16 protein-coding genes are annotated in these 16,473 nt (G+C 35.2%); 4 read left to right on the forward strand and 12 right to left on the reverse strand.

Going from position 1 to position 16,473, the window contains the following annotated elements:
- Nucleotides 1-28: 28 nt before the first annotated feature.
- From XJ32_RS04810 to XJ32_RS04835, 6 genes are all read right to left on the reverse strand, one after another.
- The gene (locus XJ32_RS04810) at nt 29-1,447 is read right to left on the reverse strand and encodes an SGNH/GDSL hydrolase family protein (protein WP_077388524.1); all 1,419 of its coding nucleotides are present in this window, start codon (nt 1,445-1,447) and stop codon (nt 29-31) included.
- 17 nt (nt 1,448-1,464) lie between these two features.
- Complete coding sequence (locus tag XJ32_RS04815) at nt 1,465-1,842, reverse strand: hypothetical protein (protein ID WP_077388525.1); 378 nt, start codon at nt 1,840-1,842, stop codon at nt 1,465-1,467.
- Between the two features lie 14 nt (nt 1,843-1,856).
- On the reverse strand, nt 1,857-2,060 hold the full coding sequence (locus XJ32_RS04820) for a hypothetical protein (protein ID WP_077388526.1): 204 nt from the start codon (nt 2,058-2,060) through the stop codon (nt 1,857-1,859).
- Nucleotides 2,054-3,199 carry an SGNH/GDSL hydrolase family protein gene (locus XJ32_RS04825; protein ID WP_077388527.1) on the reverse strand — a complete coding sequence of 382 codons (1,146 nt, stop codon included), beginning with the start codon at nt 3,197-3,199 and terminating at the stop codon, nt 2,054-2,056. The genes XJ32_RS04820 and XJ32_RS04825 overlap by 7 nt, the downstream gene beginning before the upstream one ends.
- Before the next feature lie 16 nt (nt 3,200-3,215).
- Complete coding sequence (locus XJ32_RS04830) at nt 3,216-5,645, reverse strand: carbamoyltransferase family protein (protein WP_254422491.1); 2,430 nt, start codon at nt 5,643-5,645, stop codon at nt 3,216-3,218.
- A gap of 97 nt (nt 5,646-5,742) precedes the next feature.
- Nucleotides 5,743-5,940, reverse strand: a complete 198-nt coding sequence (locus XJ32_RS04835) for a carbamoyltransferase N-terminal domain-containing protein (protein WP_020995441.1) — start codon at nt 5,938-5,940, stop codon at nt 5,743-5,745.
- Nucleotides 5,941-6,138: 198 nt separating this feature from the next.
- Between XJ32_RS04835 and XJ32_RS04840 the strand changes: the two genes are divergently transcribed.
- From XJ32_RS04840 to XJ32_RS04855, 4 genes are all read left to right on the forward strand, one after another.
- Nucleotides 6,139-7,887, forward strand: coding sequence for an ABC transporter ATP-binding protein (locus tag XJ32_RS04840; RefSeq protein WP_077388529.1), 1,749 nt, complete (start codon nt 6,139-6,141; stop codon nt 7,885-7,887).
- A gap of 323 nt (nt 7,888-8,210) precedes the next feature.
- Nucleotides 8,211-8,654, forward strand: coding sequence for a hypothetical protein (locus XJ32_RS04845; protein WP_004086225.1), 444 nt, complete (start codon nt 8,211-8,213; stop codon nt 8,652-8,654).
- A 284-nt stretch (nt 8,655-8,938) separates the two neighbouring features.
- Entirely contained in the window at nt 8,939-9,232 is a 294-nt protein-coding gene (locus XJ32_RS04850) for a toxin-antitoxin system YwqK family antitoxin (protein ID WP_254422492.1), read from the forward strand.
- Between the two features lie 10 nt (nt 9,233-9,242).
- A complete protein-coding gene (locus XJ32_RS04855; protein ID WP_254422493.1) occupies nt 9,243-10,286 on the forward strand; it encodes a YihY/virulence factor BrkB family protein in 1,044 nt (347 codons plus the stop codon).
- A 73-nt stretch (nt 10,287-10,359) separates the two neighbouring features.
- Here the strand turns inward: XJ32_RS04855 and XJ32_RS04860 are convergent, their stop codons facing one another.
- The 6 genes from XJ32_RS04860 to eno form a co-directional block, all read right to left on the reverse strand.
- Nucleotides 10,360-11,409, reverse strand: a complete 1,050-nt coding sequence (locus XJ32_RS04860; protein ID WP_077388531.1) for an outer membrane beta-barrel protein — start codon at nt 11,407-11,409, stop codon at nt 10,360-10,362.
- Complete coding sequence (locus tag XJ32_RS04865) at nt 11,397-12,374, reverse strand: outer membrane beta-barrel protein (RefSeq protein WP_077388532.1); 978 nt, start codon at nt 12,372-12,374, stop codon at nt 11,397-11,399. The genes XJ32_RS04860 and XJ32_RS04865 overlap by 13 nt, the downstream gene beginning before the upstream one ends.
- On the reverse strand, nt 12,364-13,284 hold the full coding sequence (locus XJ32_RS04870; RefSeq protein WP_005216718.1) for a hypothetical protein: 921 nt from the start codon (nt 13,282-13,284) through the stop codon (nt 12,364-12,366). Before XJ32_RS04870 ends, XJ32_RS04865 begins: the two co-directional genes overlap by 11 nt.
- Nucleotides 13,268-14,068 carry a hypothetical protein gene (locus XJ32_RS04875; RefSeq protein WP_077388533.1) on the reverse strand — a complete coding sequence of 267 codons (801 nt, stop codon included), beginning with the start codon at nt 14,066-14,068 and terminating at the stop codon, nt 13,268-13,270. Before XJ32_RS04875 ends, XJ32_RS04870 begins: the two co-directional genes overlap by 17 nt.
- A 667-nt stretch (nt 14,069-14,735) precedes the next feature.
- Nucleotides 14,736-14,873: a 50S ribosomal protein L34 gene (gene rpmH, locus XJ32_RS04880; protein WP_004086213.1), complete on the reverse strand. Its 138-nt coding sequence runs from the start codon at nt 14,871-14,873 to the stop codon at nt 14,736-14,738.
- Between the two features lie 157 nt (nt 14,874-15,030).
- Nucleotides 15,031-16,305 (reverse strand): phosphopyruvate hydratase, encoded by a 1,275-nt coding sequence (gene eno, locus XJ32_RS04885; protein WP_004086212.1) that lies wholly within the window; start codon nt 16,303-16,305, stop codon nt 15,031-15,033.
- Nucleotides 16,306-16,473 lie beyond the last annotated feature (168 nt).

Raw genomic sequence — 16,473 nt, forward strand, 5'->3', positions numbered from 1 at the left:
ACCTTGCGGTGTAAAAATATGTTGTTTGTCATTCTTGCCCCTTTTTGTTTGGATCGTCATGTGTAGTATTGGGATTGTGTAATCTACTTGGTTTTATTGTGCCGTTTTTAATTTGTGTGGCAATAAACTCTGCGATTTTTTCATTTGCTAGGGCATTTGGGTGCGTATCCCAACGCGAGATTCTGTATTTAAAATGTTCAAAATCGCCATTTTTTACGCGTTCTAAATCCTCTTTATAATCATCACCGATAATTTCACTTATCGTGTAAAATGGGATACCATCGTTTTTAAGTGTAGTTTGTATGACTTTATCGTATTTGTCTAAAAATTGTGCGTGCATATCATAATCCCAATAAATCACATAAAGTTTTGCGTTATATTTTTCTTTTAATATCTTGTTGATTTTTCGTATAATGTCAAAATATATGTGGTCTTGTGAGATATTTAGCTTCACTCTATCCAAATTGGAGGCAAACCCTTTTTCATAAACTTCGTTTTGTAGTAAATCTTTTGACTTGGAACCGGGTTTAATAAGCGGAAAGAAATATTCTCTTGTATAAGATTCTGCAAGTTGGTCCTTTGTCTTTTTGAGTGTGCTTGCCATACGCTGTATAAAAGATTGTCGCGGTTTGTTTTCTATTATTTTATTTTTTTCTGTGTCATCATCTTTTCGCCAAAATACCGCCTGTTCTTCATCGCTAAATGTGCCTTGATAAATAATTTCACCATTAATATTTTCATATTTTGGTCCTTTAAATACGCCTTTTGCTCTGTAAATATGGTGCGGTATAGCCTCATAAATAAAGATATTTTCATCACATTGCCCTAATTCTTTAGAATCTAAATCAAACTCTAATCTTGCTAACATTTGATGTGCTCCAGCTGCACCTATACCAAAATTTTTGACATTATATTGTGGTAGATTGTTTTGTAAATATGCGGTTATAGTTTCAGAATCTCCAACACCAGAACCATAGACAAATGAGCCACCATAGATATTCAAGCAAGTGCGTGAGTTGGTATTATTATTCGGTGTGAGTCGCAAAGCATTTTCATTATGCGTATAGACAATATCATAAATCACTTTGTCATCTACAATCAATTTACCTTTTTCAGAAACTGCTGGGGCAAGGGCATAGCCTAGAATCTTATGCGGCTGTATGAGTATATCTTTTTTATTTTGTATCTTATAATAAAAAACCCCTTCACTTATCACAACACATATAGGCACAATCGCTATATAAATAAAAGCGAGTTTTAAGCCTTGAGATGTAGCTCTTTTCGCACAAATAAGTAAAATAATCGCAAAAGCACCGCCAATCCACGCATAAGGCATACTAAAACCAAAATAACGCAAACATAAACGATCTAGCTTTAGTAGAATCATCACCAGTATAATAAGCCCGATAACCCATACAATAGACTTTATCCATTTATTTTTTAACACAGAATCTCCTTTGATTTTTAAAATTGATTTTTCATACTTACAGGTTGCTTTTGACGAGAGATAAGATAACTATCCTTTTCTTTGTCAAGTCTTGCTCCTAAAACATTGCGTCCTATTATGCGAAAGACTAGCCCCAAAGGCACAAATACGCAAAAATACAGCACCACCAAAGTTGCACGAGAAATGCACCAGCCAATCACACTCCCAAGCTTCACTTGTGCGATATAAAGTGGTGTGCTAACTTTGGGATAGACTTGCAAGGCTAAAGCGACACCTAGCCCAATGATCGCCCAGATTCTATAAATGTCGTGCAATAAGATTCCAGAGAGTAGAAATACCGCAAAAATCCCCGCCCAAATGCCTAAAAATACGCGTAAGTCACTATTGTTTGTCATCATTTCCCTTTTTTTTACTTTTGGATTTTTTCTGTTTTGGAATCTGTTGTTTTTACCGCTTTTATTCTATTTGTTTGTATTATGCTATCTTTTAGATTTAGTGCTAAAAATTTTGCCAATTCCTTATTTGCAATAGCGTTTGGGTGTTGCTCACACTTATTAATGGAATAATTCTCTCTGGCTATTTTATAATCTTGCAAAATATCACTTACTAGCATATACCCCCCCCCATTGTAGCCATGTTGCTATTGTTAAACGCTGTATCTAACCATTGTGTAATAGCATTAGATTCTTTAACTTCTAGTTCATCACTTAAATTATTAGAATCCCATAGTAAAACATAAAGCGGTGCGTTAAGTTGTGTTTTTAGCTCTTTTTGCATTTCTAACATTATGGCAAAATAGAGATTATTGTATTTCTCATCGTATTTGTATGTATCGCGTGATTGTAAGAATTTATATAGATAGCTTTGTTCTAGGCGATGTTCTATTGATCTTGCAAATTTTGATTTCTTATTAGTTGTAGTATTTAGCCATTCTAGTTTTTCGCCATTGATTTTAAATCTCGGGGCTTTTGTGCCAACTTCCCATGGTGAGAATCCATTAGCCCTAGAAATATGCCGTGGCAAACTCTCATAAAGTGCTATTACTTCATCACAATCTTTAATTGTCCTTTTAACCTCACCGCTTAAAAGCAAAGCTAAGGCTTGATGAGGTCCATATCCATGGAATCCAAAGTTATAAATTTTCATATCGACTTGTTGTCCAAAATAAAATGGCAAACTTTCATTATCATTTAACCCCTCGCCTATGGTAAAGCTATCGCCAAAAAAGAGAAAGCATTGTTTGCTGTTATTATTTGAACTTTTTGTTTTACGCCAACCAAACTCATTGATATCATAGGAAATATCATAGATTATAGAGTTATCTTTTTTATTTAGCATTTGTGCAGTAGCTACTATATTTGGTTTTGCCCTATATCCTGTTGTTGTATTAGGCTCATAGTAAGCAGTTGCATAAATGCCATTAGATTCTAAAACACAATCTTTATCTTTATTGTCTTTATTCTGCAATTTATAGAATCCATATACCTCACCAATGATTACACAAATAGGCAAAATACTAAAATAAGATAATGCCAACTTCAAGCCTTGTATCTTTGTCTGCCTTGCATAATATACACATAACAATAATAAGAGGGCGCTAATCCATACAAATGACATAATGCTAAAATCAAAACGCATTTTAGATATGCGATCAATCTTTAATAAAAGCAAACTTATTAAAATCCACAATACAGAAAACAATAAAACGCCAATTTTGCCTTGTGTGATTTTATACAATATTTCTTTTCTCATATACATCCCTTATTGTTTAATCAAGCTCATACTTATCTTTAATATCCCTAAACTTTGCGATATGCTCTTGTGGCTGATTTTCTTTATAAAGAATAAAATCTTCAACCACTAGCATATCCATCTCCGTCCCCATAAAACACGCATAAGAATCATAAGGGCTACACACCATAGGCTCGCCCCGCACATTAAAGCTAGTATTCACTAGCACAGGCACACCACTAAGTTTATAAAACTCTTCTATTAAAGCGTAATAACGCGGATTTGTATCCTTATGCACGCTTTGGATTCTGGCAGAATAGTCAATATGCGTAACACTTGGAATCTCGCTTCGAACGATATTAAGCTTATCTATGCCAAAAAGCTCTTTTTGCTCTTGTGTGAGTGGGTAGCATTTCTCCCTTTTCACAGGGGCTACAAGCAGCATATATGGGCTAATGTAGTCGCACTCAAACCACTCATTTATGGCAAAGTCCAGCACACTTGGGGCAAATGGGCGGAAAGATTCTCTGTATTTAATCTTTAGATTCATTGTCTTTTGCATTGTGGTATTGCGTGGATCGCCTAGAATGGATCTAGCCCCCAACGCCCTAGGTCCAAACTCACACCGCCCTTGATGCCAGCCCACAACTTTGCCTTGTGTTAGGGCTTTTGCAGTAAGTGTTTTAATCGTGTCAAAATGATGCTTTTCATAGACTGCGTTTAGGAAATCTAGCGTGGCTTGGACTTCGTCGTTGGAGTAAGACAATCCTAAATAGCTTCCTTGCATAGAATCTTTTAGCAAAGGCGTTGGCTTTGCCGCGCTTTTGCGGGAGTCTGCGCGGTGGGCTTGCTCATTACCGCTTAGGTAAATCCCTTCGCCCACCGCTCGCCGCGCGCAACCCACAAAATCATCGGCAAATCCTTCCGCCTGCGACCCTTTTATATTTGTGGCGTTTGAAAACCCCGATTCTAGTTCCAAAATCTTAGAATTGCTTGGGCTTATCTTTGGCGTTGGCTTTTTGGCTAAAAATGGCGATTGCTTCGGCTCAGTTTCGGTCATTACCGCTTTAGGTAACTCCCTTGCTTCGCCTTGCAAAGCCCCATTTTTATCACAAAAATCCTGCCGCCTAGTGTCGTTTGTAAAATTGCTGCTTGTTGAAATTTCTGCGTTTTTGTCAATTCTAGAATCCTTGTCTTGCGTGTTTAGATTCTGGGCGGTGGCATTTTCACACTCAGTTTGCTTGTATTCTTCGCGGATTCTAAGATTTGCGGTATTGCTTTGTGAAATCGTTTCGCCTTGCGAATGAGACGCACTAGGGTGTGCATCACAGGGAAGCGGGGCGGAAGGATTTTGCAAATGATTACCCAAAGCTGAATCCACATTTCTAGGCTGTTTGCGTTCCATATAGTAATACCCTAGCCCACACCCCACCGCACTTCCCGCATCTCCACTTGCCGGCTGTATCCAAATATGATCGAGTAGCCTTTCTTCTTTGATAAGCTTTTGATAAATCTTGCCATTACCCACGCAGTTTAGCGCGACACCACCACTTAAAACAAGATTCCTACTGCCACTAAGTCTAGCTGTGGTGCGAGCTAGGGCTATCATTATCTCTTCAGTTACAACTTGCAGGCTTGCAGCTATATCCATATGGATTTGTTCTAGCTTAGATTCTGGGCTTCTTTGTGCGTGAAAAAGGCTGTCAAACTTGGCATTTGTCATTCTTAGCCCATAGGTGTAAGAGAAATACTTCATATTGAGTGAAAAGCTCCCATCATGCTTCATATCAATTAAATGCGTTTTGATAATATCTACAAATTTTGGCTCTCCATAAGGGGCTAAGCCCATCACTTTATATTCACCAGAATTAACCTTAAAGCCTAGATAATAAGTAAAAGCAGAATACAAAAGCCCTAGAGAATGTGGGAAATGCAGCTCTTGTAAAATCTCAATATGATTATCCACCCCCTTAGCAATAGTCGTAGTCGCCCATTCACCTATGCCATCAAGGGTTAGAATCCCAGCATCTCTAAAAGGACTTGGGAAAAATGCGGAACTACAATGGCTTAAATGATGCTCACTAAAGTAGAGATTATTTAGCACTTTTTGTTTAAATGCTTTAATCTCTTGCTTACTTTTTTGCGGATAGAATTTTTTATACAAAGATTCTAGCTCTCGTGCGATGGTTTCTTTTAAGAAAAGCTTTGTTGAAAGCCATACAGGAATCGCCTTTACAAAGCTTAGAAAGCCCTTTGGCGCGGTGGCAAAGTAGGTCTCAAGCAGGCGTTCAAAGGTTAGGAAGGGTTTGTCGTAAAAGACAAAGGAGTCGATAGAATCTAGTGTTAGGGGTGTTGGCTTTGGGTTGGTGGATTGGGCTTTGCGGGGTATTTGCGGGAGTTGCGAAAAATCGCTGGAGTCATTACCCTTTAGGTAACTCCTATCCCCAAATTGCCCCAAAACACGCAAAGCCCCACCGCAATTCTTAGAATCGTCTTGGGCTTGAGCGTTATTTTCAAAAGTAGATTCTAAGTTGGTTAAATCTTGTGGAGTGTTTTTAGGGTATTCACCCCCCCCCCCCCATATAATCGTGGCAGTTGTTATTTATATAGTTTAATGCCGCTTCAATGGATAGTTTAGGAAATGTGCTATCAGCTTTAATGCGAGATAATCGCTCTTCTTGCAAGGCAAAAAGGATTCTATCATCTTCTAATAGGGCTATGGCACTATCGTGGTAAAAGGCTGAAATACCTAAAATTATCATTGCTATCCTTTTTTGCTAATATCTAATATGTGGTAGATTTGAGATTCTAATCGGCGTATTCTAGCATAAAATTATTAAGGCTTATTATTTGTTTCTGTATAACATTACACGCTTTTACCTTTTGTCATAGTTTATTCAAATATGTTAGAATCTTGCTTTATTTTTTTTGTTAAACAGAATTATTAAGGAAGTAAAAAAATGACTGATGATAAGCAAACACAATCCCTTAATTTACGCAAAGATTTTAAACTTGTTTATAAACGATTTGGACCCTATGTAAAGCGGCACAAATGGCAGTATTTTATGGTGCTTGTTGGCATGGTGCTTGCTGCGCTTGGATCTGGTGGCAGTGCGTATGTGATACAACCTTTAATTGATGATGTGTTTAAAGATAAAAATGAAGCAATGCTTTATATCATGCCTTTGGTTCTTATTACAATATTTTTTATTAAAGGGCTTGGGATTTATATGCAGGGCTATTATCTCTCCTATATTAACGCTAATGTTGAAAATCTAGTAAGACAAAAGGTAATGAAGCGAGTTTTGGGGTTTGAGCTTGATTTCTTTAATCGTATGCGTAGCGGTGAGATTCTAGCGCGTATTAGTGATATTTCTGTGGTGTCGTATTTTGCTACGGGTTATCTTATGAATTTTTTAAGCACGATATTAACGATTATTGCATATAGTGCGGTTATTGTATATAATGGCTCGTTTTTAGCCTTGCTTGCATTAATGATTATGCCTTTATCTATTATCCCCATTCGTTTCATTGCAAAAAAGCTAAGATCTCTTGCGAATCAAAGCTTTCAAACAAGTGTTAATATGAATTCAAGGGTATTTGAGATTATTAATAATATAGAGATTATTAAGGCAAGTAATGGGGAAAAACTAGAGTTTAAACAATATAAAGATTATAGTAATGAGATGTTTCGTTTAGGACGGAAATCAACAAGAGTAGGACTACTCACTTCACCGCTTATGGAGCTTTTTGGCTCAATAGGCATGGCGATTGTCATTATCATAGGTGGGCTAGAAGTATTGCGGGATAATATGAGTGCTGGGCAGTTTTTCTCACTTATGGCGGCTATGTTTTTACTCTATAAGCCATTAAAGGGATTAAACGGAAGCTTTGCAGGGGTGCAACCAGCTCTTGTGGCAAATGAGAGATTATCAGACATTATTGATAGGGAGTCAAAAATTATTGATGGCAAAGAGATTCTAAAAGCCCCTATAGAATCCATTGAGGCACAAAACATTACGCTGAAATATGATGATTTTACTGCGATCAATAATCTCTCTTTAGAGTTTAAGAGAAATACAACAACGGCTATTGTTGGCAAAAGTGGTAGCGGAAAAAGCTCTTTAATGAGTCTTTTACTGCGACTTTATGAGCCAAATGAGGGCAAGATTCTCATTAATAATTATGATTTAAAAGATCTTTCACAAGAGAGTTTGCGTAAAAATATATCTATTGTAACACAAAGAATTTTTATATTCCATGGAAGTATTGCTAGTAATGTTGCCTATGGCATGGAAATCGATGAAGAAAAAGTGATTGATGCGCTAAAAAAAGCACAGGCGTATGAGTTTGTATCACAACTTGATGATGGTATAGAAACTATCCTTGATGAGTTTGGGACAAATTTAAGCGGTGGTCAGAGACAGAGAATAGCTATCGCAAGGGCAATTTATAAGAATCCAGATATTTTAATACTTGATGAAGCCACAAGCGCCCTTGACGAAGAAACAGAAGAATCTATTAAAGATGCACTTGCTACATTGCAAAAAGATAAAATTTTAATCGTTGTAGCACACAGACCAAGCACCATTGAGTTAGCTCAAAGAGTCGTGCAAATGAGTGAGGGCAAGATTCTAAACATTTGGACACAGCAAGAATATCAAGAAGAGAGAAAGAAGGGACGAGTAAAAGATGAGGATCTTGCGTAGGCGTTTATTGCGTGAATGAGAGAGTTATTGTAAAACTATATGCGTTTAGTCAAGTTGCTTTAAGCATATAGTTTTGATTATTCTTGGCTTGACATGTAGAATCTAGTCTTACTATAAATGAATGCTGGTATTATTGCCGTTATAAGCATTATATGTTGATTTTGCAAAGATATTGAATATCATGTAGCAAGGTATTTCAATAGATTTGATAACTAACAATAAACCAAAATATCTATTTTTTACAAAAATTATGTTTAAAACTCATTATATTTCGTTATAATGCCATTCATAATTTTTATTTTTTCTATGCCAAAGGAGAAGTTATGATGGTTCTTAAGAAGTTGATGTTTGTTTCTATAGCAACAAGCGGGTTGCTTTTCGCATGTCCTAATATGGCTCACCATGAGCATGTTATCGGTGCTTCTGTTGCACCTAAAGGCGTTGTAAAAGAGCTTTATGCGACTGCAAACTTAAAACAAAAAAGAGAAATTGCACAAATTGAGTTTGATACTCTCAAGGCAGTTAAAGCACAAACAGAGAAGTTCAAACAATACAGAGATGCGGTGGAATTTGATGTTAAAAACTTGCGTTTAGACTTAGAAGAAGCACAAGCAAATAGAAATGTTTCTAAAGCTACTGAAATTCTTCATAGAATCACTAAAAAAGAAGAAGAGTTTAGAAAAAGCAAACAAGATGAACGCAATTTACGCTATCTACTTGAAGAAGATAAATTGAAAAAAATCAATGCGGTGCTTAAAGTAAAATAACTTTAGCCATATTTGGACTATTGTGAAAATTTGGCTTCATGCTGGATTTTCGCTTAGTCTGCCTTTTGTGGCAATAAACTCTTATTATAGTCTCACTCTTATTTCTTTTTTTTCACATTTTTTAGGGTATTTTCTTGTTGGGAATGAATGTTTTCAAGTATGTTGTTTTAGTGTTTGCATTTTCATTGTTTTATGCACATACTAAAATGACTTCATGTAAAACTATTATTGATGGTATTGTTATGCAAGGTTCATGCAAAGGAATATTAAGGCATGGCAAATTTGTGGGTTATTATCCAAGTGGCATACTTGCATGGGAAGTTCATTATAAAGATGACAAATTGCATGGAAGATTCAGTCATTTTTATCCAAATGGTAGCCCACATTTCACAGGTTTCTACAAAGACGGGGTGTTGCATGGAGATTTTACGCAGTATGCAAGGGATAATACAGCTTTAAAGACGACTTTTAAAAAGGGAGTATTGCATAACTGGCTATATGTGATAACTGAAGGAAAAAAGATACAAGCATTGCAGTATTATTATGGCAAGCTAACAGCCCAAAAATATCTTAATTAAAGGTTTATGTGTGCAAGATACAAAGATTCATACCACAACAAAATACACAGAATCTTTAGATACTTCTGCTAATACGATAGCAGAAGAAAGCACATCACAAAACGAGTTAATCTCTCAAGCATACAATCCAAATAGCGAAACTTTAACAGAACAAACGCAAAAAAATAATCTCACACATGAAACACAAAACAATAAAACACAACAAGATGGCTATTTGCAAAAACTACAACATTTTTATGCAAACATAACCAAGCATCGCTATTTTATCAGTGAAAAAATCTCATATTGTTGGCATGCTGTAACCGATAATGATAGAATCTTTCATTATGCGGCTTCTTTAAGTTTTTATAGCATTTTTTCTATTATTCCTGCTTTTTTAATGTTTTTTTCTCTTTTTTCACTTTTTCCAAGCTTTCAAGATCAATTACAGATTCTAAAACAATCTATCCTTGATAATATTTTGCCTGATAATGCCCATGAGTTTGCAAAAATCCTAGATAATTTTTTATCAAATGGCAAAGAGATGGGCTTTGTAGGCTTTCTCATCTCGCTTATTAGCTCTTTTATATTCTTTAGGAATTTTGATGATGTTGCTGCACGCATTTTTGAGGCAAAAAAACGCGGTTATTTTGACTCTTTTATCATATACTGGCTTTTAGTTACGCTTATACCCATGTTTCTTGCTACTTCGATTTACTTTAACGCAGTGATTGTGGATATATACTCTGATGCTGTGATTACAAAATATTATTCTTTTATACCTATGCTTGCTACTTGGATTGCATTTGCTATGCTTTTTCGTGTAGCAGCGAATAAGCCATTGCGATTTTTTGTGTTGATACTAGCGAGTTTGCTTGGTGCAATTGTGTGGTATGGTTTAAAAATCATATTTTTTTACTACATGAGTTATAATAAGTTTTATAGCAATATCTATGGCTCAGTCTCAATTATTATGTTTGCATTTTTATGGATTTATGTATCATGGCTTGTTGTGCTTTTTTCTATGCAGTTTTGTAAATGGCTCGATACAAAATATCCATGTAGTGAAAGCTAGATTCCAAAGTAGCAAAAGATTAAAAATAAGATACATTTATTACCTATACTTTAAACAAGTTTAGATATAGAATCTAAAACTTTATCAACATGCGGTAGTTTGCTAAAAAGACCGCACTACGCCAAAAGTTTGAAGGTATTCTCTCAAGCACATCAGCACTTTCTGCAAAGCCCGGTAGTGAGAGATATGAGAAAGGTATGCCAAGCCCTACTTCTACTCTATGTATATTATTAAAAGTGAGACTCATGCCAAGATTAAAGGAATAATCTACTTGCAAGTTATAATTCCATATATATTTTGCAGGGTAATAATCGCCTTTTTGTGGGTGTGAAGCATAAGGGCGATAATACATAACACCGATATTTAGCCCCATGAATCCACCAATATAGTTTTTAAATGTTTTGTCAAATGGAAACTCAAACAGCACATCAGCACTCATAAAGGCTAACATATAAAAACTTTGTAAATTCCCATCACCACCATAGGGATTTTTCACAGGTGCAGTTGTGCCATTTTTTATATCATAGGTATAAATATCATTGAAAAATGAAGTAAAAAGTCCGCCATAAAGCCTTGTGCCTACATAATGATTGAAAAACTTTTGATAGCCACCACTACCACCATATACAAGCGGTGTAATACGAGTTATCACAAGATTGTTATCAATATAGCCGCTTGTATAAATATCTAAAACCCCCATGCTTACACCAGCAAATAAACCGCTTTTTTTCAAGGCGTCATTATAGCTTTGTGTTAGGGCGTTAAATCGTTGTGCGCTTGTTTTGTCATCTACATAATGCCCATAAGGCACACTGACTTGAAAATCATCGCCAATTTGCTCTTTTAAACTCATTACTTCATAACGCAAGGATTGTAAATAACGCAACTTTTCTTCATAGCTTTTAGTAGGTTTTTGTATCTCTTTTTTTGGTTCTTCTTTTTTGACTTTTTTTGTTGAGTTAAGATTTATGGTAGTAAAATTATTAACTTTATAATTACTTCGTTTATCGTCATTGACATGAATGCGTTTTTTTACATTTGTTTCGCTAGAATCTATCCCATAAAGATATGGAATAAAGCACATAAATACTAGAATGCAAGATAAAGTTTTTAGAATACCCATGAGTAACTCACTATATAGCTAGGTTCAAAAGTCTCTGTTGTGCCATTTGAGAGTGTTGTAAGTGGGGCTATAAAAATATGCTCAATCTCTACTCTATGGTGTTTTGCATAAGTCCAGCTCACACCTATGTTTAGATTCAAACTCATATTATGTGCGTTTGTCAAATGGTTATAAGTTTCTATGCTTTGATGTTTTTTTGAAAAGATATATCCCCCAACACCAAATCCCGCAAAAAAGCCAAAATAATGCTCTTTAAAAAATACAGGAATATCATGCAATACGGCAAGTCTAAATCCATAGTAATTATAAAGCAAAAGTTCATTATTGTGCGTGTGATTTCCATAAATATTAAATAGCTCTGCTTTTAAGCCCAAATGATTATAGAGATAACGCAAATAGCCAAGCTTTAGAATCCCACCAGCACTAGCCCTGCTTGCATCTATACCCAAAGCGTTTTTATTATGTATAAAGCCTAGCATTACACCAATGCCCGCATAATATCCACTCGCTTTAGAATCTATAAGCCAATTTCGCTTTTTCTTTTCTTTCTCGATGATTTGAGATCTTAGCATATAGGCTTCTTTCTCAAGCTCATGAATCTTAAAATCGATAAAATACTCATCTTGTGTCGTATCCATATTTTTTAGTTGTGAATAGTCATAGGTTGTAATCTTTGGTTTTATAGGCTTCATCGCATCATCAAATAGAGAATCTTTCTTGCTACTCTCTCTTTTTAGATAATTATGCGTTTTAGTGTAAGGTAATGAAAAATAGGGCAGGGGCAGTGAAGAATCAAGTATATTTGTCGTATCTTGTAAAAGCACATTAGGGATAAAGCTATCTTCTTTTTTTTGCTCCCTTTTTGTTGTATCTGTTTCTTTTGCATACATGCAAGCAGCAAATGTCAAAAACATAAGCAAATGAATAGCTTTTTTTATAGCATGTATATATTTTTTAAAATACATATACCCATCCTAAACTTAGATTCATAGGCTTTGCAAAATCGCTTGAGAATATATCAACAGGATTCTGTGCTACGCCCTCAAGCTTTCTGGTAACATAGCTCCCATAATGATAAATAAAGGTTTTAAAGCTTAACTCAAGCTTATGTTTCTCATAAAATGAAATGTAGGTAAGAAGGGCAACATTTGAAGCAAAGCCATTCAGTTTATCCCAATACTTGTCACTATAAGCCATATAGCCCACACCAAAACCAGTTCCAACCCCAAACTTCATATCTTTAGAAATGGGAATCTCATACATAACTTCTGCATTAACATTTGTCGCACTAAATGTGCTAGCTATAAAATCTGCGTAAGGATCGTTTTTTAGCGATGATAAAATATTGCTTGCTACAAGTGTATCAAGGTAGATTTTAAGCCCAACCTGCTTACTTGATATGCCAAGAAAGTTTTGGAATCCAACCTTTAGATTTAAGGTCGGCAAAACATTTATATTGTCTGCTACCGCAGCTATTGTAGTGCCAAGTTGCACACCAAAAAATAGTTGAGTTTTATATTCACTAGATTCTAATTTCTTTCTAGCTTGTTCTCTTTCTGCTTTATTTTGTGCATCGCTAATACCAATTTGTAAATCTTCAATGGAATAGTTTTGTGGCTCTAGAGTATATATTTTCTCTCTTTCATACACCTCTCTTATAGAATCTTTTACATGCTGCATTCTGTCGATAGATTGCTTTATTCTTTCATTGTGTTTGTCTTCGACTTCATCAAACATATCTGTATGATCTTCATCTAGCCGCATAGAATCTTCTGCATGCTTATCTTGTGCTACTTCACTTTCCTTTATATCATCTGCGTATATAAGGCTAGATAATAGAAAAAGAGATAAAAAGATTCTAAAAAACATAATCATATCCAATCATCATTGTATAGCCCAAAAAGCCTCTCTCTGTCCCTTGAGTGCTTCCAAAGTAGATTCCAGCTTTATGGTGAAGTTGTGGATAACGCACACTTATACCAAGATTTAGTCTATATGCTGCCTCATATTTATCACCATAAGGGCTTATGGCAAGTCCTGTAATCTTGCTTGAGCCAAGCCCAACACCAAGATTCATACTCCCAATAAAACCATGCAATTCCAAAAAATCCCACAGCATATCCGCATTAATCCCGGTAAAAAATAATCCGCTTTTTCCAAGACTCACGCAAAAATCAATATAGATTTGATACCCAAAATGATTGATAGGCAACATTTTGCCTGTATATTTTTGATACCCAACGCGGAATCCAAATAGACTAAAGTTAGGGGCAGCTGACTTTGTATTTTGTGTGCCTATTATACCCGCATCAACAAAAAAGGGCAATGCTACATTAATATTAAAGCCATAAGCTGCACCGACAAAAAAGGCATTTTTAGCTTCAGCCCTATCCACATTTTCTATAATCTTTGCTATATCTTTATCATAAAACTTATTGCGAGAGCGAATGTATGGATAGTATTTAGAATCTAGATTAGGATAATCTATATTGTATGGATTGGCTTTATTTGTTTGAGATTCTATCTCTTTATCTGTATTATTTTCTACCGCATACAGACAAAAAGACATGAGAAAGCACAGACAAATATATCTCCAAATATATTTTGTAAAATAGCAAAGATTAATAATATAAGTATGCTTTGTAATATTTTCTCTCACAATATAGCCTTATTTTTTATGTGATTATGATATGTTGTAGGAAAAATGAATTTGTGCAATAAAAATGAGTGATATTTCAAAGATTTTTTAGAAATATCGTTTTTAAAAGCGTATAGAATATAAAAAAACAAAAATGATAAAGAAGTATAAATTTGCATAAAGCCCCCACAGCACCCACAACAAACTAAAATGCTAATTTTAGCAAAAAAATGTGTAATAGCAAGAAAAAATGCCTAAGCAAATATTATTTATAATCCACTTAAACAAGATTCCATACTCAAACTTTCCATAATGCTACAATGTATTGAAAAGATTGAATAAGACCCCCAACCCAGCACAATATGAATAAAAATCTTAAAATCTATATCACTTGTTTTATGTCAATTGCATGAAGTCCTAGTCCAACAATCAACTAATGGGCTATATCGCAATACATGGAATCTTAAATAATATAAATCACGCGAAGCTATATTGTTAAAATACACATTTTAGGGATATGCTACGGAGCAAGATATTGGGATATAAACACCCAAAGAGATACAGCAACACTTAGGAATCAATATGATATATTCTCAAATATCACATTTATTGCAATACACACAAAATGTCAAATATACAATAAATTACACATTATTATAGAGCGATCATCACACGGCTAAAAGCAAGATTACGCGACACTTAGTCGTTTTCTGCCTTTAGCTCGTCTTGCATTAATCACTCTTCGCCCATTCTTTGTTTTCATTCTTGTGCGAAAACCATGAGTTCTTTTTCTCGGTGTATTATGTGGTTGATATGTTCGTTTCATTATCTGCTACCTTTTTATAGAATTTTAATAAACAAAGCCTGCAATAATAGCATACTTTTGTTATTTTTGCAAGATTTAAAGCTTTTAGAATCCAGCCTATTTATTAGGCTTATTGCCCATACAAAACACTTTTTCAAAAAGTAATCTCATTGCAAAATCACTTTGCAAACAAACTTTTTGCATCATAACTTAAAAATTTATGTCCATGTCGTAATTCTAAAAGGCGATTGTATTTCGCATTTCTCTCACCTCTTGCAGGAGCACCTGTCTTTATTTCTCCCGCATTAACGGCAATGCTTAAATCCGCTATAAAAGAGTCTTCACTCTCGCCACTTCTATGGCTGATAATGGTTTTGTATCCACTTTTTTGAGCTAGTCTTATGGCTTCCATTGTTTGTGTGATTGTGCCGATTTGATTTGGTTTTATAAGGATTGCATTTGCAATGTTTTTATTAATACCATCTTGTAATATCGCCGTGTTTGTTACAAATAAATCATCGCCTACAAGCTGGATTTTTTTACCAAGTCGCTCTGTCAAATACTCCCAACCATTCCAGTCATCTTCACTTAATCCATCTTCTATGGATACAATGGGATATTTTTTTACTAGCTCTTCATAGTAAGCAACCAAGCCTTTAGAATCTAGCTTTTTATTCTCACCTTTTAAATTATAGATTCCATTCTCATAAAACTCACTGCTTGCAATATCAAGGGCTATGCTTATATCTTCCCCTGCTTTATATCCAGCCTTTTCAATAGCTTGAATGATATAGTTAATAGGCTCTTCATTATTTTTTAGATTCGGTGCAAAGCCGCCCTCATCACCCACACCCGTGCTTAAACCCTTATCGTTTAGAATCTGTTTTAGCGTATGATACACTTCCACACTTGCACGCAGCGCCCGTTTAAAGCAATCAAATCCAAGCGGCATAATCATATATTCTTGAAAATCCACATTGTTATCAGCATGACTTCCACCATTAATAATGTTTAACATAGGGGCGGGCAGTGTAGTCGCATTAATACCGCCAAGGTATCTAAAAAGCGGAATCTTTTGTGAATTTGCACTAGCCCTTGCTATCGCCATAGAAACGCCAAGTGTAGCATTTGCCCCAAGCTTTGAGTAGTTTTGTGTATTATCGATATTTTTTAGCATATAATCAATGCTTGTTTGCCTATATGCTTCCATGCCTACAATATCTCGTGCTATCTTTTCTGTTACATTCGCACATGCTTGTAGCACGCCTTTGCCTAAGAAACGCATATTATCCTTATCTCTAAGTTCTAATGCTTCCTTTTTTCCTGTGCTAGCTCCACTTGGGACAATCGCACTACCTACACTGCCATCACTCAAAACCGCCTTAACGCAAATTGTGGGATTACCACGACTATCTAGCACTTCAAACGCATCAAGTTCTTTAATAATTGCCATTTATATCCTTTAAACCTATGAAACTTTAATGTCGCTTATTTTAACATATTGAATGTGGTTTTTATGTTTTCATTTGAGATTCTGCATTTTTTATATGTGTTAAAACTACAATGCTAGATTTTTATTTTAGCCTTATTGTTATAGCAACAAACATGTTTCGTAGAAGTA

It is taken from the genome of Helicobacter bilis, from assembly GCF_001999985.1.
Lineage (GTDB): Bacteria > Campylobacterota > Campylobacteria > Campylobacterales > Helicobacteraceae > Helicobacter_A > Helicobacter_A rappini.